The organism is Pseudomonas atacamensis (assembly GCF_017167965.1).
Classification (GTDB): Bacteria; Pseudomonadota; Gammaproteobacteria; order Pseudomonadales; family Pseudomonadaceae; genus Aquipseudomonas; species Aquipseudomonas atacamensis.
This window is the reverse complement of sequence record NZ_CP070503.1, coordinates 1,386,040-1,405,203: the sequence shown is the minus strand read 5'-3', so window position 1 is coordinate 1,405,203 and position 19,164 is coordinate 1,386,040. Positions and strand designations below refer to the sequence as shown.

Genomic DNA, 19,164 nt, shown 5'->3' with positions numbered 1-19,164 from the left:
ACTATCCCTGTGGGAGCGAGCCTGCTCGCGAAGGCTTGATCCGGCGCAGCATTTACAGCGCGTCGGGCATCGCTTTCGCGAGCAGGCTCGCTCCCACAGTGTTGGCATGCGCTTCAAGGCTTGCGCGATATCAAGCAAACGATAATTCCTCTTATTCAAACTCCCCCGCCCTGTTAGACTTTGCGCCTTTGTTTTCGCCCGTTTGCAGGATGTCTGATGCTGTCGTTGCCGCTTCGCTTGTCCGCACTGTTGCTGGCCCTGGGCCTGAGTGCCTGCGATGACGCCCCGCGTTTCACCAAGGCCGAGCCGGGGGAAGCGCGTTCGGGCGGTGCGGCGACTGTGCGCAAGAGCGATCAGAACGCCTTCTCCCTGCCATCGGCCAACCTGCCGCCCTCGCGGCGCGTGGATTTCAGTGTCGGCAACAGTTTCTTTCGCAGCCCGTGGGTGATCGCGCCGTCGACCACCACGGCGCGCGACGGCCTCGGCCCGTTGTTCAATACCAACGCCTGCCAGAACTGCCACATCAAGGACGGTCGCGGGCATCCGCCGGCACCTGACGCATCCAATGCGGTGTCGATGCTGGTGCGCCTGTCGATTCCCGACGCGCCGCAATACGCCAAAGTCATCGGACAGCTCGGCGTAGTGCCGGAGCCGGTGTATGGCGGGCAATTCCAGGACATGGCCGTGCCCGGCGTTGCTCCGGAAGGCAAGGTGCGGGTCGACTACACGCCGGTGCCGGTACGCTTCAAGGACGGCACTGAAGTCGAGCTGCGCAAACCGACCCTGCAGATCAATCAACTCGGTTACGGCCCGATGCACCCGGACACGCGTTTTTCCGCGCGGGTGGCGCCGCCGATGATTGGTCTGGGCCTGCTCGAAGCGATCCCCGAGGAGGCGATCCTCGCCAACGCCGCCGCCCAGGCGAAAGAGAACAATGGCATCAACGGCCGGCCCAACCAGGTCTGGGATGACCAGTTGCAGAAGACCGTCATCGGCCGGTTCGGCTGGAAAGCCGGGCAGCCGAATCTCAATCAACAGAATGTTCATGCGTTCTCGGGTGACATGGGCCTGACCACCAGCCTGCGGCCGTTCGACGATTGCACCGAGGCGCAAACCGCCTGCAAACAGGCGCCGAACGGTAATGGCCCGGACGGCGAACCGGAAGTCAGCGACAACATCCTGCGGCTGGTGCTGTTCTACAGCCGCAATCTCGCAGTGCCGGCGCGCCGTGGCGTCAACGATCCACAGGTGCTGGCCGGCAAGAATCTGTTTTTCCAGGCCGGTTGTCAGTCGTGCCACACGCCGAAATACACCACTGCCGCCGATGCCGCCGAACCGGAATTGGCCAATCAGGTGATTCGTCCATACAGCGACTTGCTGCTGCATGACATGGGCGAAGGCCTGGCGGACAACCGCACGGAATTCAAGGCCTCCGGCCGCGACTGGCGCACCCCGCCGTTGTGGGGGATTGGTCTGACGCAAGCGGTCAGCGGTCACACCCGGTTTTTGCATGACGGCCGCGCACGCAACCTGCTCGAAGCGGTGCTCTGGCATGGCGGCGAAGCGACGGCGGCGCAGCAACAGGTTTTGTCTTTCAATGCCGAGCAGCGCGCTGCGTTGCTGGCGTTTCTGAACTCACTTTAAATACTGAAAAAGCATCGGGAGCCCGACATGTTCCGTCCCAAGTTACTGTTCACCAGCCTTGCCGCGCTCGCCCTCGGCGCCTGCTCGCCGCAGGATCCGCAAGCGGTCACCTCGGCGGCGATCGCCAAATCGGTGATCCTGCCGACCTACACCCGTTGGGTCGAAGCCGACCGGCAACTGGCGGTCAGCGCCCTCGCCTACTGCCAGGGCAAGGAAAGCCTGGAAACCGCCCGTGCCGACTTCCTCCACGCGCAGAAAGCCTGGGCCGAGTTGCAACCGCTGCTGATCGGTCCGCTGGCAGAGGGCAACCGTTCGTGGCAAGTGCAGTTCTGGCCGGACAAGAAAAACCTCGTCGGCCGTCAGGTCGAGCAACTGGTCGTCGCCCAGCCGCAGATCGACGCCGCCGCGCTGGCCAAATCCAGCGTCGTGGTGCAGGGCCTGTCGGCTTACGAATACATCCTCTTCGACGCCAAGCCTGACGTCGCCAACGATGCGCAAAAAGCCAAATACTGCCCTCTGCTGATCGCCATCGGCGAGCGCCAGAAGCAACTGGCCGAAGAGATCCTGCAGGGCTGGAACAACACCGATGGCATGCTCGCGCAGATGAGCAAGTTCCCCAACCAGCGCTATGCCGACTCCCACGAAGCGATCGCCGATCTGCTGCGCGTACAAGTGACTGCACTGGATACCCTGAAGAAAAAACTCGGCACGCCGATGGGCCGCCAGAGCAAAGGCGTGCCGCAGCCGTTCCAGGCGGATGCGTGGCGCAGCCAGTCGTCGCTGACCGCACTGGAAGCCAGCCTTGCCGCGGCCAAAACCGTCTGGGAAGGCGTCGACAACAAAGGCCTGCGCGGTCTGCTGCCGGCCGAACAGAAGCCGTTGGCGGACAAGATCGATGCCGCTTATGCCGCGTCGCTGAAGCTGTTCGACAGCACCCAGCGCTCGCTGGGCGAAATGCTCGAAGACGACGCCGGTCGCCAGCAACTCAACGATATCTACGACAGCCTCAACGTCGTCCATCGCCTGCATGAAGGTGAGCTGGCCAAGGCGCTGGGCATCCAACTGGGCTTCAACGCCAACGACGGTGACTGATGAGGGCGAGTGCCATGCTGCGACGTCAGGTTCTGACTTTAGGTAGTGCACTGCTGGGAGCAGTGACGCTGGGCGGCTGGACGCTGTTCAAACGCAAGGATCAGAGCCCGCTGCTGCTGTCGGCGCGTGACGATACTGACGGCAAGCATTACGCCGTCGGCTATCGGCTCGACGGTACGCGGGTGTTCGCTACCCACGTCGGCCAGCGTTGTCACGACATCATCAACCACCCGACGCAGCCGCTGGCGCTGTTCGTTGCACGGCGTCCGGGTACCGAGAGTTACCTGATCGACCTGCGCGACGGCACGTTGCTGCAGACCGTGACCTCGCAGCCGAACCGGCACTTCTACGGCCACGCCGTGGTGCACAAGGACGGCGAATACCTGTACGCCACCGAAAACGATACGACCGATCCTGGTCGCGGTTTGCTCGGTGTGTATAAGTTCGAAGGCGAGCGGCTGGTGCACACGGGCGAGATTTCTACCCACGGCCTCGGCCCGCATCAGGTGTCGTGGATGCCCGACGGCGAGACGCTGGTGGTGGCCAACGGCGGCATTCGCACCGAGGCGGAAAGCCGCGTCGACATGAATCTCAACGCCATGGAACCGAGCCTGGTGCTGATGCAGCGCGACGGCACATTGCTGAGCAAGGAAACCCTCGCCCAGCAGATGAACAGCGTGCGCCACCTGGGCATCGCCAGTGACGGCACCATCGTTGCCGGCCAGCAATTCATGGGGCCGTCCCACGAGCGCTCGGAGCTGTTGGCGATCAAGCGACCCGGGCAAGCGTTCGTGGCGTTCCCGGTAGCGGAAGATCAGTTGCAGGCGATGGGTCACTACACCGCCAGTGTTGCGGTGCACAGCGATCTGCGTCTGGTCGCGTTGACGGCGCCGCGCGGCAATCGTTTCTTTATCTGGGATCTGGACAGCGGCGAACTGCGCCTCGATGCGCCTTTGCCTGATTGCGCCGGCGTTGGTGCGGTAAAGGATGGCTTTGTCGTGACCTCGGGTCAGGGCCGTTGCCGTTACTACGATTGCCGGCAGGAACAGCTGCTGGCCAAGCCGCTGGAATTGCCGGCGGGGCTCTGGGACAACCATCTGCACTTGATGGCCTGATACCCGCTCATTTTTGAGATGCCCCCCCATCCTGTGGCGAGGGGATTTATCCCCGTTGGGTGGCGCAGCCGCCCTTAAAACTGCAATTGCGGTATGACTGAAGGATTCAGGGGGCCGCTTCGCAGCCCAACGGGGATAAATCCCCTCGCCACAGGGTTCATATCCGGCCTTCACGTAATAACTGCCAGTTGGAATCCCCACCTGACTCGGAGTAATGTGCCCGCCTGTCTCATGATTTATCCAAGGAACTGGACATATGCTGCGTCGCCGCATGCTGATCATGTTGGGTGTTGTTTTGCTGCTCGTCCTGGTGCTGGGCGGTTATAAAGCCTTGTCGATCTACACGATGATCCAGGGCTTTTCCAAGCCCAAGCCGCCGATCAGCGTCGCCGTAGCCACTGCCGGCGAACAGCCGTGGCAGATGCGTCTGCCCACCGTCGGCACGCTCAAGGCGCTGCAAGGTGTTGACTTGAGTCTGGAAGTCTCCGGCACCGTCACTGAACTCAAATTCGAATCCGGGCAGAAGGTCAAGGCCGGGCAACCGTTGCTGCAACTCGACAGCGCCGTCGAGACCGCTCTGTTGGAAACCGCCCGCGCCGACCTCGGCCTGGCGCAACTGGACTTCGGCCGTGGCGCGCAACTGGTCGACAGCCGCGCGATCTCCAAAGGCGAGTACGACCGCCTCTCCGCCGTGCTGCAAAAGAACAAGGCCACGGTCAATCAGCTCAACGCGTCGCTGGCGAAAAAGCGCATCCTCGCGCCATTCAGCGGCACCATCGGCATCCGTCAGGTCGACGTTGGCGACTACCTCGCCAGCGGCACCAAAATCGCCACGTTGCAGGATTTGAGCAGCCTCTACGCTGACTTCTACGTGCCGGAACAAGCGGTGCCGAAACTCGCTATCGGTCAGCCCGTGCAGTTCACCGTCGCCGCTTATCCGGGGCAGAACTTTGCCGGCAAGATCAGCGCGATCAACCCGATCGTCGAAAGCACCACGCGCAATATCCTCGTCCGCGCCACCCTGGCCAACCCCGACGGCAAGCTGCTGCCGGGGATGTTCGCCAGCCTTGAAGTGCTGCTGCCTGATCCGCAAAAGCACATCGTCGTGCCGGAGAGCGCGATCACCTACACCCTGTACGGCAACTCGGTGTACGTGGTCGGGCAGAAGAAGGCCGAGGACGGCAGCGTCGCCAAGGATGACAACGGCCAACCGCTGCTGATCGCCGAACGTCGTTTCGTCGAAACCGGTGAACGCCGCGATGGCCTGGTGATGATCAACAAGGGCGTGCAGAGCGGCGAACAAGTAGTGACGGCGGGCCAGATCAAACTGGACAACGGCGCCAACATTGCCATCAGCGACGACAAGACCCTCGGCGAGCAGAACAGTCCGCCTCGCGTCGACTGATCAAGGAATTCCCATGGCTTTTACCGATCCGTTCATCCGCCGCCCGGTGCTCGCCACCGTGGTCAGCCTGCTGATTGTGCTGCTGGGCTTCCAGGCCTGGAGCAAGCTGCCGCTGCGCCAGTACCCGCAAATGGAAAACGCCCTGATCACGGTGACCACGGCTTATCCCGGGGCCAACGCCGAAACCATTCAGGGCTACATCACCCAGCCGATGCAACAGAGCCTGGCCAGCGCCGAAGGCATCGATTACATGACCTCGGTCAGCCGGCAGAACTTCTCGGTGATTTCGATCTACGCGCGCATCGGTGCCAACACCGACCGCTTGTTCACCGAACTGCTGGCCAAGGCCAACGAGGTGAAGAACAAGCTGCCGCAGGACGCCGAAGACCCGGTGCTGAGCAAGGAATCCGCCGACGCTTCGGCGCTGATGTACATCAGTTTCTTCAGCAAGGACCTGAGCAACCCGCAGATCACCGACTACCTGTCGCGGGTCATCCAGCCAAAACTGGCGACGCTGCCGGGCATGGCCGAAGCGGAAATTCTCGGCAATCAGGTGTTCGCCATGCGTCTGTGGCTCGACCCGGTGAAACTCGCCGGCTTCGGCCTCAGCGCCGCCGACGTGACCGCGGCGGTGCGCCAGTACAACTTCCTCTCCGCCGCCGGCGAGGTGAAAGGCGAGTACACCGTCACCAGCATCAACGCCAACACCGAACTGAAATCCGCCGAGGCCTTCGCGGCGATTCCGCTCAAGGTCGATGGCGACAGCCGTGTGTTGCTGCGTGATGTCGCGCGGGTGGAAATGGGCGCGGAAAACTACGACTCGATCAGCTCGTTCGGTGGCACGCCGTCGGTGTACATCGGCATCAAGGCCACCCCCGGCGCCAACCCGCTGGACGTGATCAAGGAGGTGCGCAAGCTGATGCCCGAGCTGGAAGCGCAGCTGCCGCCGAACCTGAAAAGCGAAATCGCCTACGACGCGACGTTGTTCATTCAGGCCTCCATCGATGAGGTGGTGAAAACCCTGTTCGAAGCGGTGCTGATCGTCATCGTCGTGGTGTTCCTGTTCCTCGGCGCGCTGCGTTCGGTAGTGATCCCGGTGGTGACCATTCCGCTGTCGATGATCGGCGTGATGTTCTTCATGCAGATGATGGGTTATTCGATGAACCTGCTGACGCTGCTGGCCATGGTGCTGGCCATCGGTCTGGTGGTGGACGATGCGATCGTCGTGGTGGAGAACATCCACCGACATATCGAGGAAGGCAAGACGCCGTTCGACGCAGCCCTGGAAGGCGCGCGGGAAATTGCCATGCCGGTGGTGTCGATGACCATCACCCTGGCGGCGGTGTATGCGCCGATCGGTTTCCTCACCGGGCTGACCGGGGCGTTGTTCAAGGAGTTCGCCCTGACCCTGGCTGGAGCAGTGGTGATTTCTGGCGTCGTTGCCCTGACGCTGTCGCCGATGATGTGCGCGTTTCTGCTGCGCCACGAAGAGAATCCCGGCGGACTGGCCCATCGCCTCGACCGCGTCTTTGAAGGCCTCAAGCGCCGTTATCAAAGCATGCTCCACGGCACGCTCAATACCCGGCCGGTGGTGCTGGTGTTCGCGGTGATCGTGCTGTGCCTGATTCCGGTGTTTCTCAAGTTCACCAAGTCGGAACTGGCCCCGGACGAGGATCAAGGCATCATTTTCATGATGGCCAGCGCACCGCAGCCGACCAACCTCGACTACCTGAGCACCTACACCGACGAATTCATCACCATCTTCAAAGAGTTTCCCGAGTACTACTCCTCGTTCCAGATCAACGGCTACAACGGCGTGCAGGCCGGTATCGGCGGCTTCCTGCTCAAGCCATGGAACGAGCGCAGCCGCACGCAGATGGAAATCCTCCCCGAGGTGCAGAGCAAACTGGAGAGCATTCCCGGCCTGCAGATCTTCGGTTTCAACCTGCCCTCCCTGCCCGGCACCGGTGAAGGCCTGCCCTTCGAATTCGTGGTCAACACCGCCAATGACTATGAACTGCTGCTGCAAGTCGCCGAGCGCATCGAGAAACGCGCCATGGAGTCAGGCAAGTTCGCCTTCGTCGACCTCGATCTGGCATTCGACAAGCCGGAAGTAGTCGTCGATATCGACCGCGACAAGGCCGCGCAGATGGGCGTGTCGATGCTCGACCTCGGCAGCACGCTGGCGACCTTGCTCGGCGAGGCGGAGATCAACCGCTTCACCATCGACGGGCGCAGCTACAAGGTCATCGCCCAGGTCGAACGGGCCTACCGCGACAACCCGGACTGGCTGAACAATTACTACGTGAAAAACACTCAGGGCGAATTGCTGCCGCTGTCGACCTTGATCAAGGTCAGCGACCGCGCACGACCGCGCCAGCTCAACCAGTTCCAGCAGCTCAACGCGGCGAAGATTTCCGGTTTCCCGCTGGTGAGCATGGGCGAAGCCATCGACACCGTGCTGCAGATTGCCCGCGAAGAAGCACCGGCCGGGTTTGCCTTCGATTACGGCGGTGCCTCGCGCCAGTACGTGCAGGAAGGCAGCGCATTGTGGGTCACGTTTGCCCTGGCGCTGGCGATCATCTTTCTGGTGCTGGCCGCACAGTTCGAAAGCTTCCGTGATCCGCTGGTGATTCTGGTGACCGTGCCGCTGTCGATCTGCGGCGCGCTGATTCCGCTGTTCCTCGGCTGGTCGAGCATGAACATCTACACCCAGGTCGGGCTGGTGACGCTGATCGGCCTGATCAGCAAGCACGGCATCCTGATCGTCGAATTCGCCAACCAGTTGCGCAAGGACAAGGGTTTGAGCGCCCGTGAAGCGGTGGAGGAAGCAGCGGCAATTCGCTTGCGCCCGGTGCTGATGACGACGGCGGCAATGGTGTTCGGCATGGTGCCGCTGATTCTGGCCACCGGTGCGGGAGCCGTGAGCCGCTTTGATATCGGCATGGTGATTGCGACGGGGATGTCGATCGGCACGCTGTTTACGCTGTTCGTGCTGCCGTGTGTTTATACCTTCCTCGCCAAGCCAAATGCCAGATAATGCACATTTCCCTGTGGGAGCGAGCCTGCTCGCGAATGCGGTATTTTGATCGTTCCCACGCTCTGCGTGGGAATGCAGCTCGGGACGCTCCGCATCCCATTGGAACGCGGAGCGTCCTTTGAGGCGTTCCCACGCAGAGCGTAGGAACGATCAAGCAAGATCAAAAGATCGCAGCCTTCGGCAGCTCCTACACAATCCGTATCCCAAATAAAAGGCCTCGCAATTGCGAGGCCTTTTATTTGGGCTTCAATCGTTTCAACTGGCTGGCCTCATTCCCTGAGACAGTCCGAACATGAACAACAGCAAATCATGATCGGGCTGGGTCGCCACGGAGGCTTTCGCCACCCGTGGAACCGAACAATGAGCGTCGTTCCCGGACGCTCCTATGACCTGCATGCGCGGCTGCTCCCAGGCAGCCACCGCCAGTGAAGCAACTGCCAAGGCCCCGACCAGGAACAAACCTCGTGCAATTTCGAGTTTCATCGCTATAAACCTTTGATAGCGCTGCCAAACGCCGTCTCATAAAAGTAGACGAGTTTTTTCCAGTCGGCATCGCGGAACGACGAATGGCGACGCAGTTGCTTCATATCATGCTGCGCGGCGCGATAGGGTGTCAGACGCTGACGGCACTTCTCCAGATCGATCAACGCCACTTCAACCTGCGCCGCTTCGCCTTCACCGGTGACGCGCACGAAAACGTGTTTGATGTAGATGCAGCTGTGCTGCCAGCGCCCCTTGTGCATGCGCGCCAGGTTTTCGGCGAGATCCTTGAGGACTTTCTCGTAAACCACGTCGCCACATTGATCGCGACCACCGGCGGCAGCCAGCCACTGTTCCAGTTCCTGGAAACCGTCGAGGGATTTGGTGACAAGCAGGGCGCGCCACTTGTGTTGCGGATCCGGTTGCGCGCCGCAAAAGACGATTTGTGGTACGCGCACGCCGAGTTTGCTCACGCCGGTCAGCGCATCGAGTTCGCGCAATACGGTCGGGCGACCGAAGGGGTGCAACCAGCTGCGATAAATGTGCCCGGTCTGGCGCTTGGCGTACAGCAACTGGCCGTCACGGCCGACGATGCGCTGCACACCACTTTCGCCACCGCGGCGCACGTTGGGCTCTTCAACCCAATCGCCACGCTGGGCCCAGTAATAATCGAAACCATCCTGTGGAGCGACATTCGCTTCAACTGCTGCTTGCACTGCCATCCTCTACCTCTTGCGTAATACGTAAACCCGCCACATCGCATAGAGCGGTATAAAGTCCAGTTGTTCCTGAATGCGGAAACCCGCCTGTTCAAATTCTTTTTCGATCGTGGCCGCCGGAATCAGAAAGCGGTTCTGGTAATCACGATTCGGCCGGTCGAGCTCGGCGCGCTTGCGCTTCCACGCCTTGAAGTTGCCATCGACCCACAATGAAACAATCACGCTGTCACGGGTTACCCGCTCGAATTCACGCAGGATCACCTTGCGGTGCTCGGCTTCACCGATGTGGTGAAGAAGGCGCATGCAGAAGATGCTGTCGACCGCGTTATCCGGCAAAGCAATATCGAAAGCCGAGGTGTGCAGCGGTTGTACACGCTTGACCACATCGGCTGGCTGCCCTTGCAGCGCGGTGTTGATCATCGACTCGGAATTGTCCGCACCGATGATTACCCGGTTGGGTTTCTCCGCGAGCATTGGCCAGAAGCGTCCGGCACCGCAGGGCAGATCCAGCACCAGACCGGGATCCCCCGCCAGCGCCAGAGCCTTGCGACCCAATTGCTCGTCGCGCCAGTGCGACAGGCGGCGGCCAAGGCTTTCCTTGTGCTTGCGCAGGTAACGTTGTGCGTGTTGGTCGTCGTACTTTTCGGAAAAATCGAGCTTGATCGGGTCGGCCATCATCTGGACTCCTGTTCTGATGACACCACCTTAAGCAGCGGTGTGTCAGCGTCAGGTCATCCAATTGTGAAAATTCTGTCAGGTAAATCTGCAAAGTATTACAACGTTATACAGGATTTAGACAGGTGGGCGGGAGTAGCCTCGAGCCACTATTTGCCGGTATTCACGCCAAGATCTACCTCGAATCGGCAGCCATTGGGGTCCATCGTGCTCAGGCTGACTGTCCACCCCTGGTTTTCGCAAATGCGCTGGACCAGCGACAGGCCTAGGCCCAGACCCTCGCCACGTTTCTCGCTACCGCGCACAAACGGCTCGAACATCGCCTCGCGTTTTTCCTCGGGAATGCCTACCCCTGAGTCCTCGACGATGAAGCCGCTGGCGGTAAGGGTAAGGCGAATGAAACCCTCTTCGGTGTAATGCAGTGCGTTACGCAGCAAGTTGCCCATCACCGCATTGAGCAAGGTCGCGTTGTAACGAGTGTCCGGTGGATCGCCCGGCTCGAACATCAGCTTCAGGCCCTTGCGCTCGATCGGTTCGCGCCACAGGCACAGCAGGCTTTCGGCGACTTGTGAGAGGTTTTGCTGCGGCGCGGCGCCGGCCTCTTCGTTCTGTGCGCGCGCCAGCATCAGGAAGGTCTGCACCAGCTCGCGCATCTCCTCGCTGGCCCGGGCAATACGCTCGACCTGAGCGCGACCGCGCTGATCGATACCGGGGTTTTCCAGCAGCAGTTCGCAGGAACTGGCGAGGACCATCAGCGGCGTGCGCAATTCGTGGCTGACGTCGCTGGTGAACAAACGCTCGCGGTTCAGCGCCTGACGCAAGCGCCCCAGCGTGGCATCGAACGCCACCGCCAGTTCACCGACTTCATCCGCTGCATAATCCGGCGCCAGGGGCGGCGCCAGCCCGAGCAACTGGTCGCGATGCCGAACCTGCCGCGCCAAACGCACCACCGGCGCCATCACCTTGCGCGCGAGCACCCAGCCCAGGAACACCGCCAGTGCCAGGCTGAGCACGAAGCCCACCAGCACCACGGCAAACAGCACGCGCTCGCGCTCTTCGAAATCACTTTGATCCTGCAGCAAAACATAACGCCGACCATCCACCACTTCGACCATGGCGTGATAGGACAGCTGCTCGCGAAAGACCTCGTGGAAACCGGCATCGAGGTGACGCAGATCCTTGGGCAGGTCGAAATCCCCCGGCCCGCCGCTGAAATAGAACAGCTGATCCGGCTCGGGGCGATGGCTCCAGTCGGAGACGTTGTCCATCAGCAGCAAACGTTGCAGGTCACCGCCCAATCCCGCCGAAATGAGTTTCTCCTCCACCAGGTGCACCGTCGCAACAATGCCCATGGCGAAAGCGCCGGCGACCAGTGCGCTCATCAGCGCAAAGGCGATGATGATCCGCTGGGAAAGACTCTGCTTAAACTCCATCTCGCCCCTCGGCCAAGCGATAACCGACACCGTGCACGGTGTGCAGCAGTGGCTTGGCGAATGGCTTGTCGATAACCTGGCGCAACTGGTGAACATGGCTGCGCAGGCTGTCGCTGTCGGGGCAGTCATCGCCCCACAGCGCTTCCTCGAGAATCTCCCGACGCAGCACGTGCGGACTCTTCTGCATCAGCACTGCGAGCAGCTTGAGACCGACCGGGTTGAGCTTGAGCAGCTTGCCTTCGCGGGTCACTTCCAGGGTGTCGAGGTCGTAGCTCAGATCACCGACCTGCAATGCCCGGCGACCGCCGCCCTGAGCACGGCGCATGACCGCTTCGACGCGGGCGGCCAGTTCGGACAGCGCAAATGGTTTGATCAGGTAATCGTCGGCGCCGGACTTGAAGCCCTGCAGCCGGTCGTCGAGTTGGTCGCGGGCGGTGAGCATGATCACCGGCGTATCACGCCGGGCATCTTCACGCAGGCGCTTGCACAAGGTGTAGCCGTCGATGCCGGGCAGCATGATGTCGAGCACGATCAGGTCGTAATGCTCGGTCGCCGCCAAGTGCAGACCGGACAAGCCGTCTTGTGCGCAATCGACGGTATAGCCTTTCATGCCCAGGTAATCGGCCAGATTGGCCAGGATGTCACGGTTGTCTTCGACCAGCAGAATTCGCATGGACATCTCCTCCGAACGGGTAACGGCCGTCTTGGCCCGCGCAGCTTACGGCCAAGTGTGGCTCAGGGCTAGGGGCGTTTTTCGATAAACCTGCACTGCGCGCGCTGCGACGTTTTTTTCACTTTCGGTTAACAAATCGCCGACGCCAGCGCGCGCAGACTCCGCGCGATTACGCTCTCTCCTCCGTTCATCGACCAAGGAACCTGTCATGGTGTCGACCTCTGCCCTTCCCGCTTCAAGACCGCTGAACTGGTGGTTGTGTCTGGGCATTCCCGCCGTGGCGGCGATCATTCTGCTGTTGCTCGAACTGACCGATCTGGACATGGTTCTGGCGCAAATGTTCTACGACCCGGTCGCGGGGGATTTCATCGGGCGGCACAGCTATTTTCTTGAAGACATCCTGCATGACCGGGCGAAACAGCTGGTGATCGGCTTCTCGGTGTTTGCCATTCTGGGTTTCATCGGGGCGTTTTTCATCGAACGGCTGAAACCGTTCAAGCGTGAACTCGGTTGCCTGGTGCTGTCGCTGGGGCTGGCGACTTCGTTTGTCACTCCAGTCAAAGCCGTCACTGCCGTGCAATGCCCGTGGAGCCTGGAGCAATTCGGCGGTCACGAGACCTACAGCAAACTGATGGAGCATCGCCCCGCCACGGACAAGCCGGGACGTTGCTGGCCGGGTGGCCATGCGGCAACCGGGTTCACCCTGTTTGCACTGTTCTTCGTGTTGCGTGACCGCCGCCCGCGACTGGCGCGGCAGGCGTTTGTGTTCGCCTTTGCGCTGGGCTCGGTGTTCTCGATCAGCCGCATGATGCAGGGTGCGCACTTCTTTTCGCACAACGTGTGGACGGCGATTTTCTGCTGGCTGATTTGTCTGGGGGCTTATTACTGGGTGCTGTATCGCCCGGCTGGCAAGACTTCGACGGCGATGAACACACAGCCGATCAACGCCTGAAATAAACAACCTGTGGGAGCGAGCCTGCTCGCGAATTGGCGGCTCAACTGGCTTGCATGTCGGATGACAGACCGCTTTCGCCGAGCAAGCTCGCTCCCACATTGGTTCGGGTGGATGCTGAACTTGGGCAATAAAAAACCCCGCTGACTTTCGCCAGCGGGGTTTTGCGTTACAGGGCCAGGGCTGGCTTACATCATGCCGCCCATGCCACCCATGCCGCCCATGTCTGGCATACCGCCGCCAGCTGCACCTTCTTTCTTCGGTGCGTCGGCAACCGCTGCTTCGGTGGTCAGGATCAGACCGCCGATGGAGGCTGCAGCTTGCAGAGCCGAACGGGTTACCTTGGTTGGGTCCAGGATACCCATTTCGATCATGTCGCCGTATTCGCCGGAAGCAGCGTTGTAACCGAAGTTACCTTTGCCGTTCTTCACTTCGTTGACGACTACGCTTGGCTCGTCACCGGAGTTGGCAGCGATCTGACGCAGCGGCGCTTCAACAGCGCGACGCAGCACAGCGATACCGACGTTCTGGTCAGCGTTGTCGCCGGTCAGCTCGGTCAGCGCTTCCAGAGCACGGATCAGCGCCACGCCACCGCCAGGTACCACGCCTTCTTCAACGGCTGCGCGGGTTGCGTGCAGGGCGTCTTCAACGCGGGCTTTCTTCTCTTTCATTTCAACTTCGGAACCAGCGCCAACCTTGATCACTGCAACGCCGCCGGACAGCTTGGCCAGACGCTCTTGCAGTTTTTCACGGTCATAGTCCGAGGAGGTTTCGGCAACCTGGGCGCGGATCTGAGCGATACGGCCTTCGATGTCTGCCTGCACGCCAGCACCGTCAACGATGATGGTGTTTTCCTTGGACAGGGTCACGCGCTTGGCGTTACCCAGGTGTTCCAGGGTGGTGCTTTCCAGGCTCAGACCGATCTCTTCGGAGATAACGGTACCGCCCGTCAGAACAGCGATGTCCTGCAGCATGGCCTTGCGACGGTCGCCGAAGCCCGGTGCCTTGACGGCAGCGACTTTGACGATGCCACGCATGTTGTTCACAACCAGAGTCGCCAGGGCTTCGCCTTCAACGTCTTCGGCCACGATCAGCAGTGGGCGGCCGGCTTTGGCAACGGCTTCCAGCACTGGCAGCATTTCGCGGATGTTCGAGATCTTCTTGTCGACCAGCAGGATCAGCGGGCCGTCGAGCTCGGCAACCATGGTGTCCGGCTTGTTGACGAAGTATGGCGACAGGTAGCCACGGTCGAACTGCATGCCTTCTACAACCGACAGTTCGTTTTCCAGGCCCGAGCCTTCTTCAACGGTGATCACGCCTTCTTTACCGACTTTTTCCATGGCTTCGGCAATGATGTCGCCGATGGAGTTGTCGGAGTTGGCCGAGATGGTGCCGACCTGAGCGATGGCTTTGAAGTCAGCGCATGGCTTGGACAGGGCTTTGAGCTCTTTGACAATGGCGATGGTCGCCTTGTCGATGCCGCGCTTGAGGTCCATCGGGTTCATGCCGGCAGCGACGGCTTTCAGGCCTTCGTTGACGATCGACTGAGCCAGAACGGTAGCGGTGGTAGTACCGTCACCAGCGTCATCGTTGGCACGGGAGGCAACGTCTTTGACCAGCTGCGCGCCCATGTTTTCGAAGCGGTCATCCAGTTCGATTTCTTTGGCGACGGAAACGCCGTCCTTGGTGATGGTCGGAGCGCCGAAGCTCTTCTCGATAACCACGTTACGGCCTTTCGGGCCCAGGGTCGCTTTTACCGCGTCAGCCAGAACGTTGACGCCTTTGAGCATCTTGGTACGGGCGGCATCGCCGAACTTAACTTCTTTAGCAGCCATGATCGATATTCCTTAAATACTTTGTAGTAGCGGGAAAATGAACGGGGATATCAGCCTTCGATAACCGCGAGGATTTCGTTCTCGCTCATTACCAGCAGGTCTTCGCCATCGACTTTCACAGTGTTGCTGCCGGAGTAAGGACCGAACACAACCTTGTCGCCTTCCTTCACGGACAGTGCACGCACTTCACCGTTTTCCAGAGCTTTGCCCGGGCCTACAGCGAGAATCACACCGTGGTTGGCTTTTTCAGCAGCCGAACCTGGCAGGACGATACCGCCAGCGGTTTTCTTTTCTTCTTCGCTGCGACGGATGACGACGCGGTCATGCAGAGGACGAAGCTTCATTGTCGATCTCTCCTAATTGTGGTTTTCATCGGCCGGTGTAGTCCCGGCGGGTTTAACGAATCCGGCCTGCGCCGGTTGCGGTCCGTCGAGCGAACCGCGCAAGTCTGTCCGGTTTGAATACCGGAAACCTTTCGGTGACCGATACATAGGGGCGTACAAGCCGATTACAAGGGCTGGCGGAAAAAATTTTTCATCCAGACACGGCAAATAACAGCCATAAACGAGCACGGCACCCGCAGGTGCCGTGTCGATGCTGATATCACTTGTTGTCGCGGTGTTCGAACTCGCCTTCGATCACATTCGGCTCCCGACCGAGCGGCTCGCGCGGGGCGGGGCCGCCACGGGGTTGCAGGTCGTCGGCGAAGGCACGCTGGCGCATCGCCTGGTCTTCAGCGCGCTGGCGCATCTTGTTCGCCAGCAGACGACGGGTGACCGGCAACAGCATCACCAGACCGACCACGTCACTGATGAAGCCGGGAATGATCAACAGGCCGCCGGCCAGTGCCAGCATCAGGCCTTCGAGCATGGTCTGCGCGGGCAATTCGCCGCGATTCAGGCTTTCCCGGGCACGCAATGCGGTGGCCAGACCGGCGACGCGCAGCACGAACACACCGAACATCGAGCCGAGAATGATCAGCAGCAGGGCCGGGAAGAACCCGATAGAGCCTGCCACTTTGACGAATACGAACAGCTCCAGCACTGGAAACAGCAGAAAGAGCAACAGAAAAGGGCGCATCAAAGTTTCCTCAACGCAAGAAATGCCTTGCAGTAAGCCTTAGATGACGTCGCCCTTGCGTGAATTCAAGCTTAACTTTGCGCTTTTTTCGGCCAGGACTGGGCGTGAGCCAGAGAAACCAAGGCCTCGCGCACTTGTGTCGGCGTATTACATGGCGCCGCGAAGGGCAACCAGTAGACGGCCTGACCGATGCGCAGGTGCATGCCCTCGCTGTCGATGCCGGCCAGTTGCGCCGGCGTGCTGTTGGGCAGCCCGGCCAGCTCGACGTAATGGGCAATGGCCTTGGCGTGATCGCTGTTCATGTGCTCGACCATGCTGATTTCCGCCTTGCCGGCGAACGGGTTGGCCAAGGTCAGATCGTCGATCCAGTGGATCGCGCCAAAGCCGCCGATGTAGCGATGGCGCACCGGATCGAGCACCCAGAAATCGAAATCGTGGGCTTGGTGATAATTCTGCGAGTCGGGGAAATAGCGGTAATAGCGCTCGGCGGCAGCCTCGATCGCTGCCGGTTCTGCGAGCTTCTGCGCTTCGGCCAGATAAGTCAGCCGCCCGACCGCCTGCACATCGTCGGCCTCGCGCTCGCCCACCAGCATCGAACACTTCGGATCTTTCTGCAGGTTATGCGTGTGCTGCGCGATGCGGCTGATCAGGATCAGCGGCCGGCCCTGCTCGTCCAGGCAATACGGCACAACCGAGCCAAAGGGAAAACCCGGCATCGATTTGGAGTGGGTCGACAGCACTCCACGGTATTCCTTGAGAAGCAATTCTCGGGCATTCTTCGCCACTTCAGCGCTCAATTTGTGACTCCTTAAATGGGTTCCGTCTAGAAAACGGACAGGCGCGCAGCGAAAAGTAACCGGCGCGCATCGGGCAAATGTTCGTGTGCAACCAGGCCTGACCGGTGCCGATCGAGCGTTGCCGACAACAAAAACAACTCAGACCTGCCAGCGGGACATGCGAATGCAACTCAACGACAAAGTAATCATTATCACCGGCGGTTGCCAGGGTTTGGGCCGTTCCATGGCCGAGTATTTCGCCGGCAAGGGCGCGAAACTGGCCCTGGTCGATCTGAATCAGGAAAAACTCGACGACGCCGTGGCCGCCTGTAAAGCCAAGGGTTTCGAAGCGCGCAGCTACCTGTGCAACGTCGCCAATGAAGAACAGGTCGAGCACATGGTTGCGCAAGTGGCGGAAGACTTCGGCGCCATCCACGGCCTGATCAACAACGCTGGCATTTTGCGCGATGGTCTGCTGCTGAAGGTCAAGGACGGTGAGATGACCAAGATGAGCCTGGCGCAGTGGCAGGCGGTGATCGACGTCAACCTGACCGGCGTGTTCCTCTGCACCCGTGAAGTCGCAGCGAAGATGGTCGAGCTGAAGAACAGCGGTGCGATCATCAACATTTCGTCGATCTCCCGTGCGGGCAACGTCGGCCAGACCAACTATTCCGCAGCCAAGGCTGGCGTCGCGGCGGCGACCGTGACCTGGGCGAAGGAGCTGGCGCGTTACGGCATTCGCGTCGCGGGCATTGCGCCGGGCTTCATCGAAACCGAAATGACTTTGGGCATGAAGCCGGAAGCGCTGGAGAAGATGACGTCGGGGATTCCGCTCAAGCGCATGGGCAAGCCCGAAGAGATCGCCCATTCGGCGGCGTATATCTTCGAGAACGACTACTACACCGGGCGGATTCTGGAGATGGATGGCGGCTTGCGGATCTGACTGTCACCCTGAAACAAATGTGGGAGCGAGCCTGCTCGCGAATGCGGTGTGTCATTCAACCCATTGGTTGTCTGATCTACCGCTTTCGCGAGCAGGCTCGCTCCCACAGTTTTTTCAGCGCTGCCGATGGATCAATCGTCGCTGATGGTGATATTCGGTATCGCCGGCGTGGCCGCTTCCTGCAACACGATCCGCGCACCGACGTGGCGGGCCAGTTCCTGATAGACCATGGCAATCTGGCTGTCCGGCTCGGCGATCACGGTTGGCTTGCCGCCATCGGCCTGTTCGCGGATCAGCATCGACAGCGGCAGCGAGGCCAGCAGTTCGACGCCGTACTGGGTGGCCAGCTTCTCGCCGCCGCCTTCACCGAACAGATGTTCGGCATGCCCGCAGTTCGAGCAGATGTGCACCGCCATGTTTTCCACCACGCCCAGCACCGGAATGTTGACCTTGCGGAACATTTCCACGCCTTTGCGTGCGTCGAGCAGCGCCAGGTCCTGCGGCGTAGTGACGATCACCGCACCGGCCACCGGGACTTTCTGCGCCAGAGTCAGTTGAATGTCGCCGGTGCCTGGCGGCATGTCGATGACCAGATAATCCAGATCGCCCCACGCGGTTTGCGTAACCAACTGCAGCAGCGCCCCGGAAACCATCGGCCCGCGCCAGACCATCGGCGTGTTGTCGTCGGTCAGGAACGCCATCGACATGACTTCCACACCGTGGGCCTTGAGCGGCACGAACCACTTCTGATCCTTGACCTCAGGACGGGTGCGCTCGGGGATGCCGAACATGATGCCCTGACTCGGGCCGTAGATATCGGCGTCGAGGATGCCGACTTTGGCGCCTTCACGGGCCAGCGCCAGCGCGAGGTTGGCAGCGGTGGTGGATTTGCCCACGCCGCCCTTGCCGGACGCGACGGCGACGACGTTCTTGACGTTGGCCAGTCCCGGAATCTGCGCCTGGGCCTTGTGCGCGGCGATCACGCTGGTGACCTCGACGCGGGCGATGACCACGCCGTCGAGGTTTTCGATGGCCAGTTGCAGCAATTGCGCCCAGCCGCTCTTGAACAGTCCGGCGGCGTAGCCGATTTCCAGCTGCACATTGACGCGGTCACCGATGATCTCGATGTTTTTCACGCACCCGGCGCTGACCGGATCCTGGTTCAGGTAGGGGTCGGTGTATTGGCTGAGGACGGCTTCCACCGCTGCGCGAGTGACGGCGCTCATGGGCAACTCCGATAACAAGACTGGAAAGAATGGCGGCTATCGTACGCTGGACACCGATTTGAGGCGAACAGATTAC

General features: G+C 60.7%; 17 protein-coding genes. 7 read left to right on the top strand and 10 right to left on the bottom strand.

The window, feature by feature from the left end; genetic code table 11:
• Positions 1 to 219 precede the first annotated feature (219 nt).
• From JWU58_RS06545 to JWU58_RS06525, 5 genes are all read left to right on the top strand, one after another.
• Positions 220 to 1,644, top strand: a complete 1,425-nt coding sequence (locus JWU58_RS06545) for a di-heme oxidoreductase family protein (protein ID WP_404940271.1) — start codon at positions 220 to 222, stop codon at positions 1,642 to 1,644.
• 27 nt (positions 1,645 to 1,671) lie between these two features.
• Positions 1,672 to 2,736, top strand: coding sequence for an imelysin family protein (locus tag JWU58_RS06540; protein WP_024014143.1), 1,065 nt, complete (start codon positions 1,672 to 1,674; stop codon positions 2,734 to 2,736).
• A 14-nt stretch (positions 2,737 to 2,750) separates the two neighbouring features.
• Positions 2,751 to 3,851 (top strand): DUF1513 domain-containing protein, encoded by a 1,101-nt coding sequence (locus JWU58_RS06535; RefSeq protein ID WP_110603242.1) that lies wholly within the window; start codon positions 2,751 to 2,753, stop codon positions 3,849 to 3,851.
• A gap of 256 nt (positions 3,852 to 4,107) precedes the next feature.
• The gene (locus JWU58_RS06530; protein ID WP_206421640.1) at positions 4,108 to 5,256 is read left to right on the top strand and encodes an efflux RND transporter periplasmic adaptor subunit; all 1,149 of its coding nucleotides are present in this window, start codon (positions 4,108 to 4,110) and stop codon (positions 5,254 to 5,256) included.
• A gap of 13 nt (positions 5,257 to 5,269) precedes the next feature.
• Positions 5,270 to 8,296: a multidrug efflux RND transporter permease subunit gene (locus JWU58_RS06525; protein WP_206421639.1), complete on the top strand. Its 3,027-nt coding sequence runs from the start codon at positions 5,270 to 5,272 to the stop codon at positions 8,294 to 8,296.
• Positions 8,297 to 8,551: 255 nt separating this feature from the next.
• Here JWU58_RS06525 and JWU58_RS06520 read toward each other — a convergent pair whose 3' ends face one another.
• From JWU58_RS06520 to colR, 5 genes are all read right to left on the bottom strand, one after another.
• On the bottom strand, positions 8,552 to 8,779 hold the full coding sequence (locus JWU58_RS06520) for a hypothetical protein (protein WP_016773424.1): 228 nt from the start codon (positions 8,777 to 8,779) through the stop codon (positions 8,552 to 8,554).
• A 2-nt stretch (positions 8,780 to 8,781) separates the two neighbouring features.
• Positions 8,782 to 9,498, bottom strand: a complete 717-nt coding sequence (locus JWU58_RS06515) for a lipopolysaccharide kinase InaA family protein (RefSeq protein WP_130899986.1) — start codon at positions 9,496 to 9,498, stop codon at positions 8,782 to 8,784.
• Between the two features lie 3 nt (positions 9,499 to 9,501).
• Positions 9,502 to 10,170, bottom strand: a complete 669-nt coding sequence (locus tag JWU58_RS06510; protein WP_071173442.1) for a class I SAM-dependent methyltransferase — start codon at positions 10,168 to 10,170, stop codon at positions 9,502 to 9,504.
• 149 nt (positions 10,171 to 10,319) lie between these two features.
• Entirely contained in the window at positions 10,320 to 11,603 is a 1,284-nt protein-coding gene (locus tag JWU58_RS06505; RefSeq protein WP_123443727.1) for a sensor histidine kinase, read from the bottom strand.
• Complete coding sequence (gene colR, locus JWU58_RS06500) at positions 11,593 to 12,276, bottom strand: two-component system response regulator ColR (RefSeq protein WP_016773421.1); 684 nt, start codon at positions 12,274 to 12,276, stop codon at positions 11,593 to 11,595. Before colR ends, JWU58_RS06505 begins: the two co-directional genes overlap by 11 nt.
• Positions 12,277 to 12,484: 208 nt before the next feature.
• Here colR and JWU58_RS06495 point away from each other — a divergent pair, with 208 nt between their 5' ends.
• On the top strand, positions 12,485 to 13,228 hold the full coding sequence (locus JWU58_RS06495; protein ID WP_206421638.1) for a phosphatase PAP2 family protein: 744 nt from the start codon (positions 12,485 to 12,487) through the stop codon (positions 13,226 to 13,228).
• Positions 13,229 to 13,416: 188 nt separating this feature from the next.
• Here the strand turns inward: JWU58_RS06495 and groL are convergent, their stop codons facing one another.
• The 4 genes from groL to JWU58_RS06475 all read right to left on the bottom strand — a co-directional run bounded on the left by groL (position 13,417) and on the right by JWU58_RS06475 (position 16,940).
• Positions 13,417 to 15,063 (bottom strand): chaperonin GroEL, encoded by a 1,647-nt coding sequence (groL, locus tag JWU58_RS06490; protein WP_016773419.1) that lies wholly within the window; start codon positions 15,061 to 15,063, stop codon positions 13,417 to 13,419.
• A gap of 50 nt (positions 15,064 to 15,113) precedes the next feature.
• Positions 15,114 to 15,407 carry a co-chaperone GroES gene (locus JWU58_RS06485; RefSeq protein ID WP_007916610.1) on the bottom strand — a complete coding sequence of 98 codons (294 nt, stop codon included), beginning with the start codon at positions 15,405 to 15,407 and terminating at the stop codon, positions 15,114 to 15,116.
• A gap of 259 nt (positions 15,408 to 15,666) precedes the next feature.
• The gene (locus JWU58_RS06480; protein ID WP_016773418.1) at positions 15,667 to 16,143 is read right to left on the bottom strand and encodes an FxsA family protein; all 477 of its coding nucleotides are present in this window, start codon (positions 16,141 to 16,143) and stop codon (positions 15,667 to 15,669) included.
• A 71-nt stretch (positions 16,144 to 16,214) separates the two neighbouring features.
• Positions 16,215 to 16,940, bottom strand: a complete 726-nt coding sequence (locus JWU58_RS06475; protein WP_095181796.1) for a HugZ family pyridoxamine 5'-phosphate oxidase — start codon at positions 16,938 to 16,940, stop codon at positions 16,215 to 16,217.
• A gap of 163 nt (positions 16,941 to 17,103) precedes the next feature.
• Between JWU58_RS06475 and JWU58_RS06470 the strand changes: the two genes are divergently transcribed.
• The gene (locus JWU58_RS06470) at positions 17,104 to 17,862 is read left to right on the top strand and encodes an SDR family oxidoreductase (protein WP_206421637.1); all 759 of its coding nucleotides are present in this window, start codon (positions 17,104 to 17,106) and stop codon (positions 17,860 to 17,862) included.
• Between the two features lie 131 nt (positions 17,863 to 17,993).
• Here JWU58_RS06470 and apbC read toward each other — a convergent pair whose 3' ends face one another.
• Entirely contained in the window at positions 17,994 to 19,088 is a 1,095-nt protein-coding gene (apbC, locus tag JWU58_RS06465; RefSeq protein ID WP_130902347.1) for an iron-sulfur cluster carrier protein ApbC, read from the bottom strand.
• Positions 19,089 to 19,164: the final 76 nt, after the last annotated feature.